The 22,169-nt window shown below is 57.5% G+C and carries 20 protein-coding genes, 1 tRNA gene and 1 riboswitch; of the genes, 13 read left to right on the top strand and 8 right to left on the bottom strand.

All coding sequences use genetic code 11. The features are described from left to right. Window positions 1-74 precede the first annotated feature (74 nt). The 7 genes from ACR3FC_RS13745 (at window position 75) to ACR3FC_RS13715 (ending at window position 7,928) form a co-directional block, all read left to right on the top strand. Window positions 75-860 (top strand): N-formylglutamate amidohydrolase, encoded by a 786-nt coding sequence (locus ACR3FC_RS13745; RefSeq protein WP_480475708.1) that lies wholly within the window; start codon window positions 75-77, stop codon window positions 858-860. Window positions 861-876: 16 nt separating this feature from the next. Further along, window positions 877-1,398 (top strand): TRAP transporter small permease subunit, encoded by a 522-nt coding sequence (locus ACR3FC_RS13740; RefSeq protein ID WP_480475706.1) that lies wholly within the window; start codon window positions 877-879, stop codon window positions 1,396-1,398. Further along, a complete protein-coding gene (locus ACR3FC_RS13735) occupies window positions 1,398-2,723 on the top strand; it encodes a TRAP transporter large permease (protein ID WP_480475704.1) in 1,326 nt (441 codons plus the stop codon). Before ACR3FC_RS13740 ends, ACR3FC_RS13735 begins: the two co-directional genes overlap by 1 nt. Window positions 2,724-2,781: 58 nt before the next feature. Beyond that, complete coding sequence (locus ACR3FC_RS13730; protein ID WP_480475702.1) at window positions 2,782-3,819, top strand: TRAP transporter substrate-binding protein; 1,038 nt, start codon at window positions 2,782-2,784, stop codon at window positions 3,817-3,819. Between the two features lie 57 nt (window positions 3,820-3,876). Continuing rightward, the gene (locus ACR3FC_RS13725) at window positions 3,877-5,238 is read left to right on the top strand and encodes a glutamine synthetase family protein (RefSeq protein ID WP_480475700.1); all 1,362 of its coding nucleotides are present in this window, start codon (window positions 3,877-3,879) and stop codon (window positions 5,236-5,238) included. A 94-nt stretch (window positions 5,239-5,332) separates the two neighbouring features. After that, the gene (locus ACR3FC_RS13720) at window positions 5,333-6,715 is read left to right on the top strand and encodes an aldehyde dehydrogenase family protein (protein ID WP_480475698.1); all 1,383 of its coding nucleotides are present in this window, start codon (window positions 5,333-5,335) and stop codon (window positions 6,713-6,715) included. Window positions 6,716-6,782: 67 nt separating this feature from the next. Next, window positions 6,783-7,928 carry an iron-containing alcohol dehydrogenase gene (locus tag ACR3FC_RS13715; protein WP_480475696.1) on the top strand — a complete coding sequence of 382 codons (1,146 nt, stop codon included), beginning with the start codon at window positions 6,783-6,785 and terminating at the stop codon, window positions 7,926-7,928. 62 nt (window positions 7,929-7,990) lie between these two features. Here the strand turns inward: ACR3FC_RS13715 and ACR3FC_RS13710 are convergent, their stop codons facing one another. Both ACR3FC_RS13710 and ACR3FC_RS13705 read right to left on the bottom strand, forming a co-directional pair. Beyond that, on the bottom strand, window positions 7,991-9,223 hold the full coding sequence (locus tag ACR3FC_RS13710) for an HlyD family secretion protein (protein ID WP_480475694.1): 1,233 nt from the start codon (window positions 9,221-9,223) through the stop codon (window positions 7,991-7,993). After that, complete coding sequence (locus tag ACR3FC_RS13705) at window positions 9,220-9,624, bottom strand: hypothetical protein (protein ID WP_480476916.1); 405 nt, start codon at window positions 9,622-9,624, stop codon at window positions 9,220-9,222. The genes ACR3FC_RS13710 and ACR3FC_RS13705 overlap by 4 nt, the downstream gene beginning before the upstream one ends. A gap of 186 nt (window positions 9,625-9,810) precedes the next feature. Here ACR3FC_RS13705 and ACR3FC_RS13700 point away from each other — a divergent pair, with 186 nt between their 5' ends. The 3 genes from ACR3FC_RS13700 to ACR3FC_RS13690 all read left to right on the top strand — a co-directional run bounded on the left by ACR3FC_RS13700 (window position 9,811) and on the right by ACR3FC_RS13690 (window position 11,939). Continuing rightward, window positions 9,811-10,884, top strand: a complete 1,074-nt coding sequence (locus ACR3FC_RS13700) for an NAD(P)/FAD-dependent oxidoreductase (RefSeq protein ID WP_480475692.1) — start codon at window positions 9,811-9,813, stop codon at window positions 10,882-10,884. Next, window positions 10,881-11,534 (top strand): DUF938 domain-containing protein, encoded by a 654-nt coding sequence (locus ACR3FC_RS13695; RefSeq protein WP_480475690.1) that lies wholly within the window; start codon window positions 10,881-10,883, stop codon window positions 11,532-11,534. The genes ACR3FC_RS13700 and ACR3FC_RS13695 overlap by 4 nt, the downstream gene beginning before the upstream one ends. A gap of 69 nt (window positions 11,535-11,603) precedes the next feature. Further along, window positions 11,604-11,939: a carboxymuconolactone decarboxylase family protein gene (locus ACR3FC_RS13690; RefSeq protein ID WP_209504659.1), complete on the top strand. Its 336-nt coding sequence runs from the start codon at window positions 11,604-11,606 to the stop codon at window positions 11,937-11,939. A gap of 41 nt (window positions 11,940-11,980) precedes the next feature. On the opposite strand, the gene ACR3FC_RS13685 is transcribed toward ACR3FC_RS13690, so the two are convergent. The 6 genes from ACR3FC_RS13685 to ACR3FC_RS13660 form a co-directional block, all read right to left on the bottom strand. Further along, window positions 11,981-14,488, bottom strand: a complete 2,508-nt coding sequence (locus tag ACR3FC_RS13685) for a GcvT family protein (protein WP_480475688.1) — start codon at window positions 14,486-14,488, stop codon at window positions 11,981-11,983. A gap of 208 nt (window positions 14,489-14,696) precedes the next feature. After that, window positions 14,697-14,909, bottom strand: a complete 213-nt coding sequence (locus ACR3FC_RS13680) for a hypothetical protein (RefSeq protein WP_480475686.1) — start codon at window positions 14,907-14,909, stop codon at window positions 14,697-14,699. Between the two features lie 85 nt (window positions 14,910-14,994). Continuing rightward, window positions 14,995-16,404 carry an FAD-binding oxidoreductase gene (locus ACR3FC_RS13675; RefSeq protein ID WP_480475684.1) on the bottom strand — a complete coding sequence of 470 codons (1,410 nt, stop codon included), beginning with the start codon at window positions 16,402-16,404 and terminating at the stop codon, window positions 14,995-14,997. 94 nt (window positions 16,405-16,498) lie between these two features. Continuing rightward, the gene (gene ggt / locus ACR3FC_RS13670) at window positions 16,499-18,289 is read right to left on the bottom strand and encodes a gamma-glutamyltransferase (RefSeq protein ID WP_480475681.1); all 1,791 of its coding nucleotides are present in this window, start codon (window positions 18,287-18,289) and stop codon (window positions 16,499-16,501) included. 111 nt (window positions 18,290-18,400) lie between these two features. Next, window positions 18,401-18,790 (bottom strand): GFA family protein, encoded by a 390-nt coding sequence (locus tag ACR3FC_RS13665; RefSeq protein WP_480475679.1) that lies wholly within the window; start codon window positions 18,788-18,790, stop codon window positions 18,401-18,403. Window positions 18,791-18,810: 20 nt separating this feature from the next. Continuing rightward, window positions 18,811-19,797 (bottom strand): 2-hydroxyacid dehydrogenase, encoded by a 987-nt coding sequence (locus tag ACR3FC_RS13660; RefSeq protein ID WP_480476914.1) that lies wholly within the window; start codon window positions 19,795-19,797, stop codon window positions 18,811-18,813. Window positions 19,798-19,995: 198 nt separating this feature from the next. Here ACR3FC_RS13660 and ACR3FC_RS13655 point away from each other — a divergent pair, with 198 nt between their 5' ends. The 3 genes from ACR3FC_RS13655 (at window position 19,996) to ACR3FC_RS13645 (ending at window position 21,723) form a co-directional block, all read left to right on the top strand. Then, window positions 19,996-20,457 (top strand): SH3 domain-containing protein, encoded by a 462-nt coding sequence (locus ACR3FC_RS13655; protein ID WP_480476912.1) that lies wholly within the window; start codon window positions 19,996-19,998, stop codon window positions 20,455-20,457. A gap of 111 nt (window positions 20,458-20,568) precedes the next feature. Then, window positions 20,569-21,558, top strand: a complete 990-nt coding sequence (locus tag ACR3FC_RS13650) for an NADPH:quinone reductase (RefSeq protein WP_480475677.1) — start codon at window positions 20,569-20,571, stop codon at window positions 21,556-21,558. 90 nt (window positions 21,559-21,648) lie between these two features. Beyond that, window positions 21,649-21,723: transfer RNA gene (locus ACR3FC_RS13645), tRNA-Gln, on the top strand. A 161-nt stretch (window positions 21,724-21,884) separates the two neighbouring features. Then, a riboswitch (cobalamin riboswitch) is annotated at window positions 21,885-22,076 on the top strand. The last annotated feature ends 93 nt before the right edge of the window (window positions 22,077-22,169 follow it).

Here is a 22,169-nt window from a genome sequence, read left to right as displayed (position 1 = left end):
GGATATGTTCGTTTGTAATTTTGTCTACAGTAATTTTCTTGACAGGTCTGAGGTTGCTGTAACAAATGCTACCTATGCACCACGATTCCGTGACATCAATGCTACTACCAACCGAAGCTCCGGCAGCCCGCGTGCAGAACGCCAACGGCCGGGCACAATGCGTTTTGGTATGCGAACATGCTAGCCGATTCATCCCAGCGTCACTGAACGGATTGGGCCTGACTGAAGACGCCGCATTGTCCCATGCCGCTTGGGATATCGGCGCATTGGCGCTTTCGGTCGAACTGACGAAGGCCTTGGACGCGCCGCTGGTTCATTCCTGCATCAGCCGACTTGTTTACGACTGCAACCGCTCGCCTGAACGTGCAGATGCTATGCCGCAGGTAAGCGAAGTGTTTTCCATTCCCGGCAATGAGAACCTGACAGACACCCAACGCGCCCAAAGAATCCACGAGGTTTACGAGCCGTTCAAACAGCTTTTGTCGTCCACTCTGGACGCGCAGGACCGGCCGCCTGTCGTTGTCACGATGCACAGTTTCACGCCCGTCTACAACGGAAAAACACGATCAGTCGAACTAGGCATTCTTCATGACGAAGACGACAGGGCGGCCCAACTTATGCTGCGCTGTGCCAAGGGCTCGGGTCTGAATGCCGCGTTGAACGAACCTTACTCTGCCACGGATGGCGTCACGCACACGTTGCAGGAACATGCGATCAGTCGGGGGCTTCCGAATGTCATGGTCGAGGTTCGAAACGATCTTATCGACACACCAACGGGAGTAGACCGCATCGCCGGGATTCTGACGCCGATCCTGCAAACGGTAATTGATGCGTATTCGCACACAGAGGCGAAACAATGAGAGTTGAGGTATCGAGATGAAGTTCTTGCGGGGCTACGTGGCGGTCATTGATCGAACGAACCGCTGGATCGGACGCGTCGTCATGTACGGCATTTTCGTCATGATGGGTATTCTGTTCTGGTCTTCGGTCTCGAAAACCTTTTTCGTACCGTCGCTCTGGACACTCGAGATGGCTCAGTTCGCCATGGTGGCCTACTATATGCTTGGTGGCCCTTATTCGATCCAGATGGGGTCAAACGTGCGAATGGACCTGCTTTATGGCGAATGGTCTCATCGCCGCAAGGCCTGGACGGATGCCTTCACAGTCGTATTCCTGATCATTTATCTGCTCATCTTGCTGTGGGGTGGATGGGACAGCCTGATGTATTCTTTCCAATATGGCGGTGAGCGCAGCGCGACGATCTGGCGGCCCTACCTGTGGCCGGTCAAGCTGATCATGGTTATCGGTATCTTCCTGATGCTGCTGCAAGCCGTGTCCGAATTGTTCAAGGATATCTTGCGCCTGTGCGGCGACGATATCCCGCGTGAGGTAATCTGATGTCATACGAGATGATTGCCTTGCTGATGTTCGCATCAATGATGCTAATGATGCTGACCGGCCAGCGCGTCTTTGGTGCAATCGGCTGTGTCGCTGTGGTTTCAGCCTTGTTCCTTTGGGGGGATAGGGGCGGTTACGATCTGGGTTTTGCCGCTGCGATCAAGGTCATGAAGTGGTACCCGCTGCTGACACTGCCCATGTTCATTTTCATGGGATACATCCTTTCCGAAAGTCGGATCGCAGATGACCTTTACAAGATGTTCCATGTCTGGATGGGTGGCTTGTCCGGTGGTCTGGCTGTCGGAACCATCGGACTGATGGTTCTGATCTCGGCAATGAACGGGTTGTCCGTTGCAGGTATGGCGATTGGTGCCACGATTGCCTTGCCGGAGTTGCTGCGCCGGAAATATGACAAGCGCATGGTGACCGGCGTCATTCAGGCCGGATCATCCCTTGGGATTCTGGTGCCACCATCCGTTGTTCTGGTTCTTTATGCCATGATCGCGCGGCAACCCGTTGGCCAGCTATGGCTCGCCGGAGTGATACCCGGGCTAATGATGGCTGCCATGTTCATCATCTACATTGTCATCCGCTGCCGCATCAATCCGTCGCTCGGCCCGGTCCTGCCCGCAGAAGACCGCGACATTCCGTTGCGAGAAAAGCTGCTGCTGTTGCAAGCCGGATTGTTACCCTTGGGCATATTTATGGTGATGATGGTCCCTTTTGTTAACGGTTGGACATCATTGGTGGAATCCTCTGCCATCGGAGCCACCACGGCCATGCTGGCCGCCTTTCTGAAAGGACGGCTGACACGCACGGTTTTCGAGAATTCAATTCGGCACACATTGGGCATCTCGTGCATGTTCATGTGGATCATTCTGGCGGCTCTGGCTTTTGGCGCTGTCTTCGACGGGTTGGGTGCGGTCAAGGCAATCGAAAGCCTGTTCACCGAAAAACTGGGTCTTTCCCCGTGGATGATCCTGGTTCTCATGCAGCTCAGCTTTATCCTGATGGGCACGTTTCTGGACGATACGGCCATGCTGGTTATCGTCGCGCCGCTTTACGTTCCGCTGGTGGGTGCGCTTGGCTTTGATCTTATCTGGTACGGCGTACTTTATACGATCACCACGCAGATCGCTTATATGACGCCGCCATTCGGCTATAACCTGTTCCTGATGCGCGCGATGGCCCCCCCGGAAATATCGCTGCGCGATATCTACAGTTCGATCGTTCCATTTGTTCTGGTGATGGTCTGCGCCTTGGCCATAATCATCATCTTTCCTGAAATCGCGCTATGGCTGCCTAATTATGTCTATGGAAATTAAGTCACAAGACCCCGGCAAGGGGCGAAGTTCAGCAAGACTAAACAGAGGAGAAAAGACAATGACTACAAGACGCAGATTTCTAAGCTCCGCCGGTCTGGCGGGAGCCGCCACACTGGCCTCTCCTGCGATCGTCAAAGCGCAATCCGCCATCAAGTGGCGGTTCCAGACCTATGCCGGTGGCGCATTGGGCGAGCATGTGACCAAGCCAGCCATCGATTACATCAACGCCAATGCCAATGGTGAACTTGAGATCGAACTTTTCTATGCAGACCAAATCGTTCCGACAGGTGAACTGTTCCAGGCCCTGCAACGCGGCACGATTGATGGTGTTCATTCGGACGACGATTCCATGGCTTCGCCTACTCCGCTGCGTCAATTCGGGGGCTATTTCCCCTTCGCGACCAAGCATATTCTGGATGTTCCGGTGCTGTTCAACCAGTACGGTCTGGCTGATATCTGGCGCTCGGAATATGAGAAGGTTGGTGTGACGTGGCTGTCGGCAGCGGGTCAGGACCCCTGCAACTTCAACACCAAAAAGGAAATCAAAAGCCTTGGCGACCTGGATGGGCTGAAGCTCTATACCTTCCCGACGGCCGGGCGTTTTCTTGCCAAGTTTGGCGTTGTACCGGTCAATATCCCCTACGAAGACGCGGAAGTGGCGGTGCAAACCGGTGAGTTGGACGGAATGGCCTGGTCGGGCATCACTGAAGACTACACCGTTGGCTGGGCCAATGTGACCGACTACTTCCTGACCAACAACATCTCGGGCGCGTGGATTGGGTCCTGGTTTGCAAACCAGGAACGCTGGGCCGAGCTGCCCGACCACCTGAAATCGGTTGTGATGGCGGGCGTCGAAGCAGGCCACACCTATCGTAACCAGTGGTACTGGGGCGGTGAAGCGGCCTTGCGCGCAAAGGGTGACAAGCTACAGCTGCGTCAGGTTCCGGCAGCGGAATGGAAAGAAGTGGAAAATGCCGCTATCGAATTCTGGGACGAGGTCGCACAGGAAGGCGAAATTCACCAGAAGATCGTTGGTATCTTCCGTGAGTATAACTCGGTCATTAACCAGGCCGGTGCCCCTTACACCTTCGATTGATATCAAAACAGGGGCGCTGTCATTCGGCGCCCCTACTCAACGCATGAGGTTTGTTTCATGACCGCAACTCTGACTTTCGAAACCCTGAAATCGCTTGTCGCAGACGGCGCGATCGACACAGTATTGGTTTGCATGGTTGACATGCAGGGTCGTTTGATGGGCAAGCGTTTTCATGCAGGTCATTTTGTGGCTGGCGCGTGGGAAGAGACACATTGCTGTAACTACTTGCTGGCCACGGACCTCGAGATGGCGACGCCGGATGGGTATGCCTCGACCAGCTGGGAGCGGGGTTATGGCGACTATGTGATGAAGCCAGACCTTAGCACATTGCGCCCGGTGCCCTGGCTGGAAGGCACCGCGATGGTCATGTGCGATATGCTGGATCACCACACCCATGAGGAAGTGCCACATGCGCCGCGTTCGATCCTGAAGAAACAGGTGAACCGCCTGAAGGCGATGGGGTATGAGGCGATGTGCGCCACCGAACTGGAATTCTTCCTGTTCGCGAAGAGTTTTGATGCAATCCGAAAGGAAGGGTTCCGCGATTTGGAGCCGATCTCGGGCTATAACGAAGATTATCACATTCTGCAGACCACCAAGGAAGAGCATGTGATGCGCCCGATCCGCAACCACCTGTGGGATGCGGGCATCCCGGTCGAGAACACCAAAGGTGAGGCCGAGGCCGGGCAGGAAGAACTGAACATCAAATACGCACCTGCGATGGACACGGCAGAGTATCACTCGATCGCCAAGAACGCGGTGAAAGAAATCGCCTGGCAGCAGGGTCATGCGGCGACCTTCCTGCCGAAATGGCATCATGAAAGGGTTGGTAGCTCGTCTCATGTGCATCAGTCGCTATGGGCGGATGGCAAACCTGCCTTCTATGATGCATCGGATGAGCTGGGCATGTCGGCGCTGATGAAAAGCTATATGGCCGGTCTGCTGAAATACGCCGCTGATTACACGTATTTCATGGCGCCTTACATCAACAGCTACAAGCGGTTTATGAAAGGTACTTTTGCACCGACACGGATCATTTGGTCTGTAGACAACCGTACGGCCGGGTACCGCCTGTGCGGGGATGGCACCAAGGCGATACGGGTCGAGTGCCGTATTCCCGGGTCGGACATGAACCCATATCTGGCGATTGCAGGGATGCTGGCGGCCGGGATCGCAGGGATCGAAGAAGGGCTGGAGTTGCAGCCGCCGACCAAGGGCGATGTCTATCAGGGCGAGACGGGAAAGATCCCGGGTACATTGAAGGATGCACGCAACGCTTTGCACGGATCACAGATGCTGCGCGCGGCGATGGGCGATGACGTTGTCGATCACTATACCCGTGCGGCTGAGGTCGAAATCGAGGAATTCGAGCGCGTGGTAACCGATTGGGAAATTGCCCGCGGGTTTGAGCGGGCTTGAGATGGAGGAAGCGAGGGGCCAGCCCCTCGCGCACCCCGGGATATTTATGGCCAGATGAAGCAGGGATCCTGCTCTCTTTAGAGATGGAGTAACTATGGGGCAGATGTTGCAATGTGTCTCGCCGATCGATGGATCGGTATTTGCGGAACGCGAGGTGCTGTCGCGGGAGGCTGCGTTTGAGGTCGCAGCGCGGGCGCGGGCGGCGCAGGGGGCCTGGGCAGCGCGACCGTTGCAGGAGCGGATTGATCTGGTGATGGCGGGCGTCGCGGCTGTCGGCGCAATGAATGATGAGATCGTTCCGGAACTCGCGCATATGATGGGCCGCCCGGTGCGCTATGGCGGCGAGTTTGGTGGCTTCAACGAACGTGCCAGCCATATGGCAAAGATCGCCGAGACGTCACTGGCCGATATTGCCGTGGGCGAGGATGAAACCTTCAAACGCTATATCAAACGTATTCCGCATGGGGTGGTCTTTGTAGTTGCCCCCTGGAACTATCCTTACATGACGGCGATCAACACGGTGGCGCCCGCGCTGATCGCGGGCAACACGGTTGTTCTGAAGCACGCAACCCAGACTTTGTTGGTTGGTGAGCGGATGGCGCAGGCGTTCCATTCGGCGGGGGTGCCCGAAGACGTGTTCCAGAATGTGTTCCTCAGCCACGACGTGACCAATGACCTCATCGCGGGTAACGCGTTCGACTTTGTGAACTTCACCGGTTCGGTCGGTGGCGGTCAGGCTATGGAGCGTGCGGCGGCGGGGACTTTTACGGGCGTGGGCACTGAACTGGGCGGCAAGGATCCGGGTTATGTCATGGACGACGCCGATCTGGACGCGGCGGTCGATACGTTGATCGACGGCGCGATGTTCAATTCGGGCCAGTGTTGCTGTGGGATCGAGCGGATTTACGTTCACGAAAGCCTGTATGATGACTTTGTCGCCAAGGCCGTTGAGATCGTGAAAGGCTACAAACTGGGCAATCCGCTGGACGCCGAAACAACCATTGGTCCGATGGCCAATGTGCGTTTCGCTGACGAGGTGCGCGCGCAGATTGCCGAAGCGGTTGAGGCCGGTGCGGTCGCGCATATTGAAGCCTTCCCCGAGGATGACGGCGGCGCATATCTCACGCCGCAGATTCTGACCAATGTGACCCATGATATGCGGGTGATGCGGGACGAAAGTTTTGGCCCGGTGGTGGGCATCATGAAAGTGTCCTCGGATGCTGAGGCCATCGCGCTGATGAACGACAGCGAGTTTGGTCTGACAGCCAGCCTTTGGACCCGCGATGTGGACCGCGCGGCGCGTGTGGGCGACCAGATCGAGACCGGCACCGTCTTCATGAACCGGGCCGACTATCTGGACCCTGGGCTGTGCTGGACCGGTTGCAAGAATACCGGGCGCGGCGGTGGTCTTTCGGTCATCGGCTATCACAATCTCACCCGTCCAAAATCCTACCACCTGAAGAAGGTCACCGGCTAAGGACGACGGCCTGCTCGGGGCTGACCCCCTCACCCGAGCAGGTCTCAAATCACAAAGGAAACCTGACATGTCACTTGTTGGAAACTGGTCCTATCCGACCGCAATCAAATTTGGTGCCGGGCGCATCAAGGAACTGCCCGAAGCCTGTGCCGCAGCCGGGATGAAGAAACCCCTGCTGGTCACGGACAAGGGGTTGGCCGATCTGCCGATCACAGCGGCGACGCTGGATATCATGGAGGCGGCCGGTCTGGGCCGCGGTGTATTCAGTGATGTGGACCCAAACCCAAATGAGAAAAACCTCGACGCGGGCGTTGCGGCATACAAGGCCGGTGGGCACGATGGTGTGATTGCCTTTGGCGGCGGCTCGGGGCTGGATCTGGGCAAGATGGTCGCCTTCATGTGCGGCCAGACGCGCCCGGTATGGGACTTTGAGGATATCGGTGACTGGTGGACCCGCGCCGACGCGGATGCAATCGCACCGATCATTGCGGTTCCAACGACTGCGGGGACCGGGTCAGAGGTTGGTCGTGCCAGTGTCATCACCAATTCCGAGACCCACGCCAAGAAGATCATCTTCCACCCCAAGGTGCTGCCAACGGTGGTGATCTGCGATCCGGAACTGACGGTTGGGATGCCCAAATTCATCACCGCAGGCACCGGTCTGGACGCCTTCGCGCATTGCGTCGAAGCCTATTCGAGCCCGCATTATCACCCGATGAGCCAGGGCATCGCACTGGAAGGCATGCGTTTGGTGAAAGACTATCTGCCGCGCGCCTACGCAGATGGCAGCGACATTGAGGCCCGCGCCCAGATGATGAGCGCGGCGGCCATGGGCGCGACCGCGTTCCAGAAGGGACTGGGTGCGATCCACGCCATGAGCCACCCGGTTGGCGCGCACTTTAACACTCATCACGGCACCACAAACGCGGTCTGTATGCCTGCCGTGCTGGACTTTAACGCCCCCGCCATCGCCGACCGGTTCCAGAACGCTGCCGCCTATCTGGGCATCAACGGAGGGTTCGATGGCTTCCGCGCCTTTGTGCAGGAATTCAACGACAGCCTTGGTATCCCGCGAAAGCTGGCAGACCTCGGCGTGACCGAAACCTCAATCCCAACCCTCGTCGAAGGCGCAATCATCGACCCTTCATGCGGCGGGAACCCGATTGAGTTGACCAAAGAAAACCTGACACAGCTGTTCAAAGCAGCACTGTAAAAAAACAAGCGCCCGGCAAGGAACCTGCCGGGCGCTTTAAGAACTGTTCTACCGGTGCCGGATCAATGCCCGGTCAGTACCAGAGTGTTGACCGGCATCAGGATCAGGCGCAAACGCAAACCTGCCGCATGGACCACGCCAATTGTGTCAACCACATGCAGGAAAGCAGCTTGCCAAAAGCCCAAATCCTCGTGTTCCAGACGGTCATGGTTGTCGGTGTAGACATTGGCCAGACAGTTGCTGCCTGGAGGAATGTCATCGGCCATACCTTTATACAGCGGCTCCATAAAGACCAGAATTGATCCGGGATTAGTATTGTTCTGTACATCCCGCAATTCATCTGATGGACGGATCTGGCCGGACGGTATGACATCCTGCACCTCGACCACCACAGTGGGGATAACGGTGAAAGGCTTGGTCATGCAGCCCAACTCACCGATCATACCTGGCTTGATCACCTGAGCAGACAGTTGGTTGAAAGCCGCCTGAAAACGGTCATGTCCGGTATGCGATGGAACGAGGATGCCAGCAGGACGCAACAAGGGGCTCACGTAATCACCGACTTGCAGGCTAAACTGCTCGACCCGTCCGGTAACACCGGCGACAATCAGTGTTTTGTCCAACTCGGTCTGCGCGGCGTCCAGCTGTGCTATGGCACTGGCCAGTTGCGCGGGGATCAGCTCCTCGATCTGCTGTTCAACTGCCGCACGTCTGGATTCGGCCGCAACAACCTGCGCCTCACGCTCGGCAACAAGGTTTTCCAACCGCTCAATCTCGGTCAGTCGGACAGCGCTTGAACCTTGGTCGCGCAGGGTCGTATTTCTTTCAAGATCGTCCAAGGACTGCGCCAAAGCCGCCTTGGCACCGGCAATACCGGCATCAGCCTCGGCCAGATCAGTTTCAGCCACTTTCAGCGAGGCCTGAACCTGTGCGATCTGTGCATTTGCCGCCTGAACCTGTGCTGTCTGGCTGAAATCTTCGATCCTGAAAACCGGCTGGCCAGCAGTTACCAGTTCATTGTTCTTAACGAAAATTTCCGAAACACGGCCACCTAGCTGCGGCAGGATCGTCACGGTTCGAAAATAGGACGCTGCGGTTTTGCTGGCTGGGTGAAAATAAAACAGCGTGGTGATTACCGTCAGCGCCAGAATGGCACAGGTCGTAAGACCCCAGCGCAATTCGTACCACATGGTGAAAAGGGTGATCTCGTGACCGATACGTTTGCCCTGAACAAACCGGCGGAACAGATAATCGGGCAGCACCGTGATCAGGGCGCAAAGCAGGGTCTCAATCATGTGTTTTGTTCCTGAACGTCGGTGGATTCTGAAACGCCAGGGGTTGGCGCAGGTGCCTCGGGCACCGGTTCCGGAGCAATCGCACGTCCAAGAGAACGAATGGCATCGGCGATGTTTTTAAGCGGGGTTGCAAAATCCGGAAACTGGAACCCTGCGACCAGTACGGCGGCAATCCAGAATATCCCGTTATGTGTAAATAGTGCCAGCAGTGCCAGAATACCCACCAACTGAAATTGCGGATGGTTGTTCTCGTGCGCCATTTTTTCCGGAACGGAATGAAGCGTCAGGTACCCAACACCGATCAGCACCACGAGAATGACAAAGAAGACGACCATAGCCGAAAAAAGGTAATCGCTTCCGTCAGCTGCGACGACGTATCGGGGAATGTGCCCAGTGGCCATTGGATGAAGATCTGCTGCGGTCACCTTGCCCTCCTGTTCGTTTTGATACTTCTTTGACCGGGTTGAAGCCCAAATTCAAGGCTGCATATATTTTGGAGAATCTTCGAAATGCCAAATGCTTGACCCAAAAAGCTAAATGAAACCCAGAAAACTTGTGGCGAACCTGCTGCGGAAGGAACACAAATAATGATCGATTTCCTCGTCATCGGGGGCGGAATTGCCGGGTTGAGCGCCGGAGCGCGCTTGTCGCAATATGGAACCGTGATGGTTTTAGAGGCCGAAGACGCCTTGGGGTATCACGCGTCGGGTCGCTCGGCAGCCCTGTTTGAAGAAAGCTATGGTCCGCCGTCCGTGGTGGCGCTGAACAGGGCTGGAGCGGAATTCCTGCGCACGCAGGACGGTGGGTACCTGACCCCGCGCGGATTGATGCTGATCGGTTCATTTGACCAGAGCGAAGTTTTCGAAGCCGACCGCACAGACCTGAACATGGAAAGAATTTCGATGGATCAGGCGATTTCGAGCGTTCCGATCCTGAACCCGGCCAAGGTGGGTTTCGCGGCAATCAGTGAAGCCGCATTTGACATCGATACTGACCGTCTGTTGCAGGATTTCGCGCGGACCATTCGCAAGAACGGTGGAACCGTTGCAACAAAAAGCAAAGTAACCGGCATTCGAAAAGAGCGGCATTGGCTGGTCGAGGCCGGGCAGATCTTCGAAGCCGGCAACCTGGTGAATGCGGCCGGTGCATGGGTGGACGAAATCGCCATGCTTGCCGGGGTACCACCTATCGGCATCTCTCCTCGCCGCCGATCAATGGCGCGGCTGCCCGCCCCCGGAGGCCATGATGTATCCGGATGGCCCATGATGCTGGGCACAGGCGAAACATGGTACGCCAAACCGGACGCGGGCAAGCTGCTTGTTTCGCCTTGCGAAGCCGACCCCGTACCACCTCAGGACGCCTATGCCGACGACATGGTGCTGGCCGAAGGTCTGGCGCGCTACGAAGAATTGATGACCGAGGCAGTAACACGGGTCGAAACGAACTGGGCCGGATTGCGCAGTTTCGCACCGGACGGAACCTTGGTGCTTGGGCCCGACCCGATTGACCCGTCGTTTATCTGGTCTGCGGGTCAAGGCGGGTATGGTTTCCAAACAGCACCAGCGGCTTCGCAGTTGTTGTGTGATCTGGTGGTTGGAAACACGCCGGTGCTGGATCCTGACAGTGTCAAGTCGCTGACCCCAAACAGGTTGAACAGATGATCAAACGCTATCTACCGCCCTCTGCGAGTGTCGCCAACGTGGGGGAGGATGGTAAACTTGTTGCCCCGGCAGCAACGCGGAACTCCGATGCGCTTTGTGCGGTGCTACAAGACTGGGCACCGCGCCGCGGGCACGCACTGGAGATTGCAAGCGGAACCGGTCAGCATGTCTGTGCGTTTGCTGATTTGCTGCCCGATCTGACGTGGCATCCCACCGAACCTGACCCTGAACGCCGCAATAGCATCGACGCCTATGCCAGCGCCTTACCCAACGTGGCAAGCGCCGAACATCTGGACGCAACGAATTCGGGCTGGCATGCGCGCTTCCCATCGCAGGACCTGATCGTCTTGATCAACCTGATACATTTGATCAGTTGGCAGGATACCAGAACCATTTTCGCCGAAATCGCTCAGTCCCTGACTGAAAACGGGAGGTTCGTTTTGTACGGCCCATTCAAACGCTCGGGCCAATTGACAAGCGACGGGGACAAAAGGTTTCACGAGGCTCTGATCGGACAAGATCCCGACATTGGCTACAAGAACGACAAAGATATGCTTGGCCTGTTCCAGCAGGTAGGGTTGCGCGTGCTGAAAACCATCGACATGCCCGCAAATAACCTTGCATTTGTTTCCGAGCGCCCTGCCAACTGATCGAGATCAAGGTCAACTTACCACTGCCCGCACATATTCCCGTTATCTTATATGAAAAAGGCACTCAAAATGGCTTGGCAAGAAAAGCTCTCGGCAACTCGTACAAGTTTGCGCAATCTCAACGGGGCCATTCCCGACACGTCGCGCGCATTCGGCGCGCTTGGGAAGGCTGTGAAGGAAGGCGGAACGCTCGACTATAAAACAAAGGAATTTATAGCGTTGGGCATGTCGGTGTCGCTCCGCTGCGAGCCCTGCATTACCCTGCACACCGACGCGTTGGTCAAAGCAGGCGCAACACGCGAGGAGGTGTCCGACGTTTTGGGTATGGCCATTCAGATGGGTGGTGGACCAGCCATGATGTATGCTGCCAAGGCGTTGGAATGTTTCGACGAACTATCCGCGTAACCAACAGAAAAGGCCCCGGAAATTCCGGGGCCTTAGATTGATCAACCGTCCTTGCGGATGGTTTCGTTTTTCGGATCATAGGGGCTGTCGCATGTCACGACAGCATCCCACAGCTTGTCCTGCATCTTGACCTTCAGCTTGGTGCCTTCGACTGCCAGATCAGGCTTCACATAGCCCATGCCGATCGACTTCTCGAACGCGACCGAATAGCCGCCCGAGGTCAGGCGGCCTACACGCTCGCCTTCTGGCGTGTACAGCGCCTCGCGGCCCCACGGGTCAGCATCGGCCGGACCGTCGATCAGCAAGGTGCAGCACTTGGCGCGCACACCGGTCTCCTCCAGCTTGGCCTTGCCGTGGAAGTCCTTGGACAGGTCGACAAAGCGCGGCAGGTCGGCTTCCAACGGGGTCGCATCGCGGCCCAGTTCGGTGCCAAAGGCGCGGTAGGATTTCTCCTGACGCAGCCAGTTCTGGGCACGGGCACCAACCAGCTTCATGCCGTGCTTCTCACCGGCCTTTTCCAGCAAATCGAACAGGTAGTTCTGCATCTCGATCGGATGGTGCAGTTCCCAGCCCAGCTCACCTGTATAGGCCACGCGGATCGCGTTGACCGGGCACATGCCCAGCTCGATCTGACGGGCCGACAGCCACGGGAAGCGTTTGTTGGACAGCGCGGTTTCCGGGTCGGCGTCCTTGATGACTTCTTTCAGAACATCACGCGACTTGGGTCCGGCGATAGCGAAGACGCCCCATTGCGTGGTCACGTCCTGGATTTCGATGTAACCGAACTCCCCCATCTTGTCCTCGGCTGCTTTACGCAGGTAGTCGGCGTCGTACTCGGTCCATGCACCGGCAGAGACGATGTAGTAGTTGTTCTCGCCATTGCGGACGATGGTGTATTCGGTGCGGGTGGTGCCGTGCGAGGTCAGCGCGTAGGTCAGGTTGATACGACCGACCTTGGGCAGCTTGTTGCAGGTGAACCAATCCAAGAATTGGGTGGCACCGGGGCCTTTGACGACATGCTTGGTGAAGGCCGACGCGTCGATCAGGCCAACACCTTCGCGGATCGCTTTGGCTTCTTCGACGGCGTACTGCCACCAGCCGCCACGACGGAACGAGCGTGCTTCCTTGTCGAAATTCTCAGGCGCGTCCAGCGGGCCGAAATAGTTCGGGCGTTCCCAGCCATTCACCCAGCCGAATTGAGCACCGCGCGCTTTCTGGCGATCATAGGCCGGAACGGTACGCAGCGGACGGCAGGCTTCACGCTCTTCGTCCGGGTGGTGCAGGATATAGACGTGCTCATAGCATTCTTCATTCTTGCGCGCCGCGAACTCGGTGGTCATCCAGTTGCTGCTGTAACGCTTGGGGTCCAGCGAGGCCATGTCGATCTCGGCTTCGCCATCGACCATCATCTGTGCCAGATAATAGCCGGTCCCGCCCGCAGCGGTGATGCCAAAGCTGAAACCTTCGGCCAGCCACATGTTACGCAAACCCGGAGCCGGACCAACCAGCGGATTGCCATCCGGTGTATAGCAGATCGGGCCGTTGAAATCATCCTTCAGGCCGGATTCGGCACAGGACGGCACGCGCTCGGCCATTGCCATGTACTGCTCGGCGATCCGGTCCAGATCCAGCGGGAACAGGTCGGCGCGAAAGCTGTCCGGCACACCGAATTCGAACTGTGCGGGGGCGCCGTGTTCATAGATGCCCAGAATCCAGCCACCGCGTTCTTCACGCGCATAGGATTCGTTGTCGGCATCGCGGACAACGGGGTGCTCGGGGTTGCCTGCTTCGCGCCATTTGACCAACTCGGGGTCTTTGTCCATGACGATAAAGGTATGTTCCACCGGGATGGCAGGCATCTTGATGCCCAGCATCTTGGCGGTGCGCTGCGCGTGGTTGCCCGACGCGGTCACAACATGTTCGGCGGTGATTACGACCTGCTTGTCGGAAGGCACCAGGTTGCCGCCCTTTTCAACCATCTTGGTGCAAGTCACTTCCCAGTGCGTGCCGTTCCAGTGGAACGCGTCAGCCTGCATCTTGCGCACGATCTCAACCCCGCGCTGGCGGGCCCCCTTGGCCATCGCCTGGGTCACATCGGCAGGGTTAATATAACCGTCCTCGGTGTGATAGATCGCGCCCTTCAGATCCGATGTCTCGATCAGCGGCCAGCGTTCCTTGATCTGGTCCGGGGTCAGCCATTCGTATTTCACATCACAGGTTTCGGCGGTCGAGGCATAGAGCATGTATTCGTCCATACGCTCTTGCGTCTGGGCCATGCGCAGGTTGCCCACAACCGCGAAGCCTGCATTCAGGCCGGTTTCTTCCTCAAGTGTCTTGTAGAAATCCACCGAATACTTGTGGATATGGGTCGTCGCATAGGACATGTTGAACAGCGGCAACAGGCCCGCGGCGTGCCAGGTGGACCCGGACGTCAGTTCGTCCCGTTCGATCAACATCACATCGTCCCAGCCCGCTTTGGCCAGGTGATAGGCAATCGAGGTCCCAACGGCGCCGCCGCCTACGACCAATGCTTTGACTTGGGTTTTCATAACCGGGCGTCTCCCCTTGAAATCAGTTGACACCATATGGCGTACTTAAGGGGGATAGCGCGACATTCATCCGACCAGTGATATGAAAAAAACGACCCGAATATCGAAAGCGGGTCGCATTTCATTCGCCGCACCGCTGCCCTCAACCACTGGAGCGGCAGCGTTTGCTTGTTCCGACCGAGACGCAGACCATTTTGCCAATTTCTTCCTAGGGATTCTTCACCGCCGGTTCCCGTGATGGCGAAGCCTGCGCCTCTGCCGCGAACCAGCCGTCAGAAAGACCGACACGCGAGGATACCGAGGCAATGTGTTCTTTCATGCCCAGACCATTTTCTGATGCTTTTGCTTGCTGAACATAGTCCAACCCTGCAACGGCCAACCCGCAGATGGCTACAAACGCCGCCAGATATTTTGCGCTCATGTCGCCCATCCTTTGTCCTCAACCCCGTGAAACCAGAACATGTGGACGTTTTGAGGGCGTAAACACGGAACAGAGGCGAATACGGCTACGTGTCGTCCGACAAGATCTTGCCAGGATTCATGATGTTGTCTGGGTCCAGCGCGGCCTTGATCGCTGCCATGTACCGCGTGGCGGCGCCCAGTTCCCTGGTCAGATAAGGCCGCTTTCCCTGCCCAATGCCATGTTCACCGGTACACGTGCCTTCCATGGATATCGCCATGTCGTTCAACCAGCCGACAAACGCCTCGGCCTTGGCAACTTCTTCAACGTTTTCCATGTCGATCAGCAGCAGCGTATGGAAATTGCCGTCCCCCACATGGCCCACGATGGGCGCCAACAAGCCGAGGCCAGCAGCTTTTTTCTGCGTTTCGGTCACACACTCGGCCAAACGCGAGATCGGTACGCAGACATCGGTCGAGATGCCCCGCGCACCGGGGCGCAATTGCAGACACGCCCAATACATATCGTGCCGTGCCTGCCAAAGTTTGTTCCGTTCTTCGGTGGTCGAAGTTGCTGCAAAATCTGTGCCACCAAACTCTTCGGCGATCTGACCAAAGGTTTCAGCCTGCTCTACGGCACCGCTTTCCGAGCCGTGAAATTCCAGCAACAACAAAGGTGTATCCGGCAGACTCAGCCCGGAATAGGCGTTGGCGGCCTGAACCGACAACTCGTCCAGCAACTCGATCCGGGCAACCGGGATGCCGTACTGAATTGTCATCATCACCGCACGGCACGCGGCGTCGACGGTCGGAAAGGAACACCGGGCCGAACTGATCGCTTCGGGGATACCCTGCAACCGCAATGTCAGCTCGGTGATGATTCCCAACGTGCCTTCCGCCCCGATCAGAAGACGGGCCAGATCATAGCCGGCTGAAGATTTCTTGGCCCGGTGCCCGGTACGAATGATCTGACCGTCTGGCATTACGGCTTCAAGGCTGAGAACGTTGTCTTTCATCGTCCCATAGCGCACTGCATTGGTGCCCGACGCGCGGGTAGCGGCCATCCCACCCAGCGACGCATTCGCCCCGGGATCAATCGGAAAGAACAGGCCCAGATCGCGCAAGTGTTTATTCAACGCTTCGCGCGTGACACCGGGCTGCACGACACAATCCAGATCCTCGGCATGAACTGCAAGCACACTGTCCATTTGCGTCAGATCGACCGAGATGCCCCCCGCCGGCGCATTTACATGCCCTTCCAGCGATGTTCCTGTTCCGAACGGGATTACTGGCACCCGATGCGCTGCGCAGGTTTTGACGATGTCCGAAACATCCTGCGTGGAATGCGGGAAAACCACGGCATCGGGGCTTTGGTTTTCGATCCAGGTCGTGGTGTGCCCATGTTGTTCACGGACAGCGGCACCCGTTTGCAACCTGTCGCCAAAGCGCTGCTTGAGAATGCCTATTACGGTTTCAATACCAGCTTCATTCCTTGGTAATGCGGTTGCCTGCACCATTGTCATCCTCCCCAGCCCCAAAAACGTTTTGGGCCTTTCAGCCTATGACTAAAAGGCCCGTTAAAAGCAGGCAATCCCCACTAATACCGAGGGTCTATTCGCCCAGCGCAATCCCTTCGCGGCGCGGGTCGGCACCACCGCTCAGCCTGTCACCGATTTCGATGGCGTGCAGCCCCGAAGTCAGGTCGCGTGCGTTGACTTCGAAACCCAGCTGAGCAAGCGCGTCTGTAAAACCTTCTGCCGAAGTCGCAGCCTCGACATCATATGTTCCGAACCGGTTGACCAGATGAGGCAGGGAAACCGCTTGCTGCACATCCATTCCCCAATCGGCCCAGGCGATGATGGACTTGGCGACATAGCCGATAATCCGGCTGCCGCCCGGAGACCCGATAGCCAGAACCGGCTCACCATCCTGCAACACGATGGTCGGGCTCATGGATGAGCGCGGACGCTTGCCGGGCTCCAGCCGGTTGGCAATCGGCACACCGTCGCTGTGTGTCTTGAACGAGAAATCAGTAAGCTCGTTGTTAAGCAGGAACCCGTTTGTCATCAGGCGCGACCCAAAACCATTCTCGATCGTCGTCGTCATCGACAACACATTGCCATAGCTGTCCACGATCGAAATTTGCGAGGTTGACGGCAGTTCCAGCGACACGTCGTCTGCCCAAATCAAAGCATGGTCAAATTCCGGTTTACCCGGTGCGACCTCAGACAAGGCCACTTCGCTTTCCAGCAACGCCGCCCGCTGGGACAAGTAACCCGGATCAACCAGCCCCTTGGTGGGCATGGGTATGAAATCGCTATCTGCCATGTACCGCCCACGATCCGCAAAGGCGAGGCGCGAAGCATCGCCGATCAGGCGCCATGCCTCGGCACTTTCGGCGCCCATTGCTGCAAGATCATAGCTGTTCATCATCCCCAGAATCTGCCCGACGGTCAGGGCACCCGACGACGGCGGGCCCATGCCGCAAACCTCGTAGGCGCGGTAATCGGCACAGACCGGTTTACGTTCGATCACCTGGTAGAGCGCCAGATCCACCCCCGCAAGAACGCCGGGATTTCCGGGGGCGTTTCGGACTGTTCGCACAATATCCGCAGCGACCTCACCTCCGTAAAACCCCGCAGCGCCATCGCTGGCCAGCACGCGCAATGTTTCGGCATAATCCGGGTTCATCAAGCGCTGTCCCTGCTGCAACGGCTGACCATCAGGCAGGAAATATGCGGCTGTTTCCGGAAACCGCGACAAGCGTTCGGAATCGTCTGCAACAAGGCTGGCAAGTCGCGGGGACACCAGAAACCCTTCATCCGCCAATCGGATGCCATCGGCAAACAACCCGGGCCAGGACGCGCGCCCCCATCTTCGATGCGCCTCTTCCAGCAGTGCAGGCGTACCCGGTGTACCCACCGACAATCCGCCCACCACCGCATCGAAGAATTTCAGCGGTTCGCCGTTTTCGTCCTGAAAGAGCGTCGGGGTTGCGGCAAGCGGTGCTGTTTCGCGGCCGTCCAGCGTCGTCATTTGCCCGCTGGCCGCGTCGTACCAAACCAGAAACGCACCCCCGCCCAGACCAGAGGATTGCGGCTCGACCAGCCCCAGCACGACCTGCACAGCCACCATCGCATCCGCGGCAGACCCGCCCGCGCGCAGCACTTTGGCCCCGGCCTCCACCGCCAGCGGATTGGCCGCAGCTATCATCCAGTTTTCGGATGTGACCGGAACTCCCTCAAGCTTGGCTTCGAGGGCTGCAATAACCTCATCGGTCATCGCCTGAACCTGCCCCTCTGTCGCGCCCTCAGGGGCGACGGCGTCGGCTGTTTCCTGCGCGAACCCCGGTGTCGAAATAGTAAGTGCGGTAGTAAGCAGCAGTGCTGAAACATGTCTCATCTGTTCTAACCCTCCAATACAATCTTTATTTTCAATCCTGTAAGGATTTTGCCCCCTCTGCAACGATCAGGCATGGTAGCGTGTTATCACAGCGAAGTTTCGCCATATCCGCTATGGTTCGGTTTCTTCGGCGCGACGATCCTGATCATAGCGGGTCATTCCGGTGAATTCGGGCAGCCACGCCTCGCGCCGTGTGGTCCAGCATTCATATGTCGGTGTGAATTGGTCAGGCGCGTCAAGGCTCCCCAAATACACTTCGACTTCGGCACCGCTTCGGGCAAATACCGGAGATCCGCAATCCGGGCAAAAGTACCGGTCAGAATAACCTTTCACATTGCCGGTGATCTTAACCGCATCCGCCGGGAAAATGGCTGCCGCATAAAACAACGCGCCATGGTGTTTGCGGCAGTCCAGACAATGGCAAATCCCGACGCGAAGAGGACGGCCCGAAGCCTTGATGCGCAGATTTCCACAGCGGCATCCCCCTTCAAACAAATCCATCCATGATCCTTTCCGACGCGTCAGAGCATCGCAGGCACAACCTGATCCGGTGGGCGGTGGCCATCCTCGAAGGTTTTGATGTTGATGATAACCTTTTCACCCATCTCAACCCGCCCCTCCAGCGTGGCCGACCCCATATGCGGCAGTAGAACCACGTTGGGCAATTGCCGCAAGCGCGGGTTCACACTGGTTCCCTGTTCGTAGACATCCAGCCCCGCGCCCGCAATTTCCCCCGTACGGATCATCCGGGTCAAAGCGTTCTCGTCAATAACCTCACCCCGCGAAGTATTTACGATCACTGCCGAGGGTTTCATTAGCTTCAGGCGGCGCGCGTTCATCAGGTGGAAGGTCGACGGCGTCGATGGACAGTTGATCGATATCACATCCATACGCGCCACCATCTGATCCAGACTTTCCCAATAGGTCGCCTCCAGTTCTTGCTCAATCTCTGGGCGCAATCGGCGGCGGTTGTGATAATGGATCTGCATACCAAACGCCTTGGCGCGGCGGGCCACGGCCTGTCCGATCCGGCCCATACCCAGAATTCCCAGTCGCCGCCCGCCAATGCGACCACCCAGAAACGCGGTGGGTGCCCACCCGGTCCAGTCGCCTTGCTGCATGACGCTCAACCCTTCGGGAATGCGCCGTGTGACAGCGAGAATCAGGGCCATGGTCATATCTGCCGTGTCGTCGGTCAGCACACCGGGCGTGTTGGACACCAATATGCCGCGCTGCCGCGCCGTCGCCACATCGATATTGTCGACACCAGCCCCGTAATTGGCGATCAGCCGCAACTTTTCACCCGCCTGACCCAATAGCCCGCCATCAATGGTATCGGTCACCGTGGGCACCAGCACATCGGCATCCTGCACCGCTGCTACTAATTCCTCACGCGTCATTGGGGTGTCGTCGTCGCGCAGGCGCACGTTAAACAATTCGCTTAACCGGGTTTCTACTGCCTCAGGCAACCGTCGCGTAACAACAACACTTAAACGTTCTCTTGGCACCTCGGCTCTCCCACTGCTTTGCAAACGGACGCGCGCCATGGCATCGTGGCGCAGGATAAGGCGGGGCACAAGAACCCCAATGGCATTGAGTCGACCTTTTTTCAAAACCGGATCAACAGGCATAAGAGCGGGCAGTCAGTGAGTGGCATTCTACCTGTAAAACGCCGATCTCTGGCGGCAGTTTCCGTATTTCTGGTCATGTTCGGTGTCTGTGCCGCACATGCCGAGGTAAAACGCGGTTCGGTCACCAACCTACCCCTGCCCCGCTATGTTTCGATGAAGGCAGCCGAAGGCAACGTGCGACGCGGACCATCCCTAACCCACCGAATCGACTGGGTATTCAAACGGCGCGGCATGCCGCTGCAGGTCACCGCCGAATACGGAAACTGGCGCAAGGTTCAGGACCGCGACGGCGCGGGTGGCTGGGTTCACTATGCCTTGTTGTCTGGCGTTCGAACGGTGCTGATCGAATCCGAGATGCTGCCTGTTTATGCCCGCCCCGATCTAGCCTCGCCCGTGAACGCTCATTTCGAGACCGGAGTAGTGGCGCGCCTTGGAACCTGTTCGCAGGACTGGTGCCGGATCACCGCTGGCGGATACCGTGGCTGGACATTGAAATCGAACCTTTGGGGCGTCGATCCTTCCGAAATTCGGGAATAGGCGAAAGACGAATTCCGGTATCCGCGGTTGCGCATCGCCCTGAAAAAGCGCGACAAGGTGTTTGAGTTACCGGCCCAATCGCCGCTTAACTCGACCTAAATGGAGGACGCTATGCGCGCAGTCACTTATTCAGCCTTCGGAGACGCTGTCGATGTCTTGCGTATACAGGATATTCCCCTGATCCAGCCTGAACCAGGTGAAGTCACGGTCGAGTTGTCCTATTCCGGCGTAAACCCCTCGGATATCAAGGCCCGTGCGGGAACCCGGCCGGGTGTCACGGAACCCCCGTTTCCGCTGATCGTTCCGCACAGCGACGGGGCTGGAGTCATCACAGCGGTTGGCGATGGAGTACCCGCGGCGCGGATTGGCCGGCGCGTGTGGATTTGGAACGGGCAATGGCAGCGCGCATTTGGTACAGCTGCCAGCCACATCACCCTGCCCGAATCTCAGGCTGTCGAACTGCCCGAGACAGTGTCACTTGAAACCGGGGCAATTCTTGGAATTCCGGGCCTAACCGCAAGCCATGCGGTGTTCTCGGGCGGCGCACCGGGCGGGCAAACCATATTGATCCATGGCGGGGCGGGCACCGTCGGGTATCTGGCTGTGCAGCTTGCCAAATGGGCCGGAGCCAAAGTGATCGCAACGGCCAGCGCCCGCAACTTTGACCGGGTCAAGGCAGCTGGTGCGGATGTCGTGCTCGACTACACCGGTGAACACCTTTCGGATCAGATCCTCGATGCAAATGATGGGCATGCAATCGGTCGAATCGTCGATGTCGAATTTGGACAGAACCTTGCCACCAACATTGCCGTCATCGCCGAAAACGGCCGTATCAACGCATATGGATCTGCCCGGAATATGACACCTGTCTTTCCCTTTGGACCCATGATGTTCAAGGCCGTGACGCTCGAAGCGGTTCTGATCTACCTGCTGCCCGCGGACTTGCGCGCCACCGCAATAAAGACATTACACAAGGCACTGACTGATGGCGCACTGATCTGCCCCGTTCACAAGGTCTTTACGTTGGAAGAATGCGCTGCGGCCCATGCGCTGGTACAAGAAGGCAACCGTACCGGAGCGGTGTTGATCGATACCAAATGAGGGGCCTTCAAAAAAAATTTACGGCGCTCGCTTTTTTTGCAAAACGCTCTTGAACCCTGCCATCAACAATCGTAGATAGCCGCTCACCGTTGGGGTGTAGCCAAGTGGTAAGGCAGCGGTTTTTGGTACCGTGTATCGTAGGTTCGAATCCTACCACCCCAGCCATGATTTTCCTATATATCACACACCGACGTCCTCGGGGCGGATTGTAGCGCCTTCTCAGCGGCTTGTCTGACGTCAGCACCATGTTGAGACGCGCAGGTTCATGCCCTTGGGAGAAAATGGGAAAGACCCCCGAGTTTTTTCTTGCCGCAGAGTAAGTGTTAAGGTACCCGCGTTTTACCGGTCCCGATGTGGCTAAGAGGGAATCCGAGGTGCCTTTTGGTGCCAACCGGAACTGCCCCCGCAACTGTAGGCGGCGAGCGCTGTCCATTCCGTCACTGGGCCATTTCGGTCTGGGAAGACAGGACAGACAAAGACCCGTCAGTCAGGAGACCTGCCGGTATGAAACCGAAACACACCGGGCGGGGTTGTCCGGGGAGGTTGCCGAAGAAACGCGCCGGGCGGGCTATGTTCCACTCTGCGCTCACAGCAGGCAGAAAAGCGTCTGT

The sequence above is a fragment of the Ruegeria sp. AF3 genome, from assembly GCF_056536285.1.
This window is presented reverse-complemented; position numbering and strand designations above follow the sequence as displayed.